4 protein-coding genes are annotated in these 2,692 nt (G+C 58.8%); all 4 read right to left on the bottom strand.

The window, feature by feature from the left end; all coding sequences use genetic code 11:
- Positions 1-71 precede the first annotated feature (71 nt).
- Positions 72-485 (bottom strand): hypothetical protein, encoded by a 414-nt coding sequence (locus tag FW784_RS13460; RefSeq protein ID WP_149353837.1) that lies wholly within the window; start codon positions 483-485, stop codon positions 72-74.
- Between the two features lie 69 nt (positions 486-554).
- Positions 555-920: a cupin domain-containing protein gene (locus tag FW784_RS13455; protein WP_149353836.1), complete on the bottom strand. Its 366-nt coding sequence runs from the start codon at positions 918-920 to the stop codon at positions 555-557.
- Between the two features lie 88 nt (positions 921-1,008).
- The gene (locus FW784_RS14950) at positions 1,009-1,287 is read right to left on the bottom strand and encodes a DUF6959 family protein (RefSeq protein WP_425481654.1); all 279 of its coding nucleotides are present in this window, start codon (positions 1,285-1,287) and stop codon (positions 1,009-1,011) included.
- 898 nt (positions 1,288-2,185) lie between these two features.
- A partial coding sequence (locus FW784_RS13450) for a hypothetical protein (RefSeq protein WP_205123630.1) occupies positions 2,186-2,692 on the bottom strand: 507 nt, incomplete at its 5' end.

The raw sequence follows: 2,692 nt of genomic DNA, 5'->3' as shown, positions 1-2,692 counted from the left end.
ATCAATCCTCGTGTGGGGCCTAACACCTGAGTTAAGCCGCGCCGCGAAGCGGCGTCGGCTTGGACGAATTGTTAGGCCTTTGACCGACGTTTCCACCAGTGCCTGAGCCCGATAAGCAGCATAGCGCCAACCAACACAGCGCCAACAGCGAATGCACTCCGACAGGCGGACTCCGGCGCGAGGCCGGCCGCACCAGCGACCTTCACCGCGCAATTTCGCTCCCCTGACCCAAAAGCGACCCAGAGCTCGACTACGAGCATGAGGCCGACAATGGCTAACGCGAGGATCTCGGCGAGGTGCGGGCGGTTGAAGGCGCTTGCCAGCTGCGCGCTACCAGCCACGACGAATGCGGAGGCCGCCAGATAGGCCACCCACGCCGGAGCGTTTAAGCCTTCCGGATACAGCGTGATCATCCCAGCCGTAAAGAGTCCGACCGCGACGATCGCCGCACCGAACAGCTTGGGATGCGAAATCGCTGCGTTCAAAGGCCTAACACCTGAGTTAAGCCGCGGCGCGAAGCGGCGTCGGCTTGGACGAATTGTTAGACGACATTACTAGTGACACGCCGATGCCGGCTTTAACTCAACCACAAGATTGTGGATTGGAGTGTCACCGACATTCTCGACGACGTGCTGGGATGCCTCATGCCAGAACGCATCGCCCTCCCTGTGCTCGCTGATGAGCTGGGTGCCGTTGGCGAGCGTGATCTTGGCCTTGTAGGGGCTGAAAACGTAAACGGCGTACTTTGGGTGAGAGTGCATGGGCGTTTTCTCTCCGACAGCCACGTCGTGGAATTGCATGCGGACGCACTCATTTTCCAGTAGTACCTTCATTTCAGGTACCGCAACCGCTCTGTCTTGAGCCAACAGGGGTGCGGGGCCTGCGAGAACAGCCAGCGCGACGAGCGAGATCTTGATCATTGCTGTCTCCGAGTGTGGGTACTGCGGCTATGTCGTCTAACACCTGAGTTAAGCCGCGCCGCGAAGCGGCGTCGGCTTGGACGAATTGTTAGGCCCCTTGCGACGGAGGCCGGATCCCGTGTTGCCGGACCACAGCTGAGTAGTGCTCTGCCAACCCGGTCAAGGATTGGTGCACGTAAAGCAGACCTTCCTGCGCCTCATCGGAAAGGTTACATGTCTCTATCTCCGCCACAGCGCGAGATAGCCATGACGCCAAGTGTGAAATGGTGTCGCCCTGCACGAGAACGCCAGGAAAATGACGCCCTGGATGCCGCATGACTGCCGCGTTGGTTGCATCCGAGTAGATCTCAATTTGCTCGAGTCGCACAGCGCACCTTTCTAAAGGGGCCTAACACCTGAATTAAGCCGAGCCGCGAAGCGGCTTCGGCTTGAATGAATTGTTAGGCCGCGTGCGGGCTAGAACCGTGCACAACGCATACGACCAACAGAATCCAACAATAGCAAGCCAAGCGAATGCCAAGACAAAGCACTGGGAGGCAAAGTGCAGATGTGGAAAAGAGTACGTTGGGTTTTGGATATGCCCGTACGAAGGCATAGCTAAAGTCTTGGCATAAGAGAGCAGCGTCTCTACGCCAAGCCACATTGGAGCTAGCCAGCCGATCGAGAAAAGCCCGACACAAGCACTTAGGAATTTGCGTTGAGTCATGTCAGCGGCCTAACACCTGAGTTAAGCCGCGCCGCGAAGCGGCGTCGGCTTGGACGAATTGTTAGCGCCCATGCTACTAGCGTACCGGCGGCAGGCGAACGACCCGGACTTGCGACATTTGGGCAACGCCCGGGCCGGACTCTACCGACTCAAAGTAAACGACCGGGCCGTACGACCCGAAGTACGCGCCGCCTGCTTCGAAGGTGTCTCTTACCATGATCAGACGGTAGCCGCGGCCTTGGTAGTAGGTTCCAAGTGGCCGCTTTTGCCATCGGGCGACACGACGAGCGTGGATCGGCTTGCCATTGGCGGCAACGCGGCAGAAGTCTTCTTGTGCGTCCCGCACGACACTGACCGACGACGGCGGTAGGTCAGGATCATCGAGGTTCGCAATGGGGCTACATGGAGCAAACGCTGCTGCAGCTGGCGCGATCGGCGGCGCGGCTTCTCTCGCACACGCTGCGACGCAGAGGGATAGCAGAACGCTTGAGACTCGCAACATGGGCGCTAACACCTGAGTTAAGCCGCGCCGCGAAGCGGCGTCGGCTTGGACGAATTGTTAGGGCGCACTGCCGCGATCCTTCCGAATTAGATCCTTGAGCGCCGTGAGGCCGCCACACATGCAGAGGATCACTGCCTTGAACTCCAAGCCCTCCGGCGGCGGGTTCTTCGCCAGCGTGGGTTTCACTGATTCCGCCGAGCTCACAAACTGAATTAGCGATTTGATCTTCTCGTCAACTGCTCGCGGTTCCAGATTGTGCGCAAGGTCATTGCGAATACCGTTCAGCCGCTTTGCAGCATCCCAGATCCAAGGCTCCGAAGCGCTGTGAGGACTTATGGCTTGGACTAGGCAAATTACCTGATGGCACTCAAAGCGAGTTCCGCGCTCGCCGCGCAGCGCATCCGGAAACGTGAGCAGCAGACCGAAAATCTCTCGGATCAGCTCTTCCACAAGCAGGTGCCCTTTGAGGACCTGCAGCGTCATATCGGCCCCGTCCGGGAAGTGCTCCTGGATTCGCCCGAAATCACGATCGATAGAGGTATCCATCATGTGCGCCCTAACACC

This window comes from Cognatilysobacter lacus, from assembly GCF_008274655.1.
In the GTDB taxonomy this organism is placed as follows: Bacteria; Pseudomonadota; Gammaproteobacteria; order Xanthomonadales; family Xanthomonadaceae; genus Cognatilysobacter; species Cognatilysobacter lacus.
The sequence above is the reverse complement of the archived record's forward strand: the minus strand, read 5'-3'. Positions and strand labels throughout refer to the sequence as shown.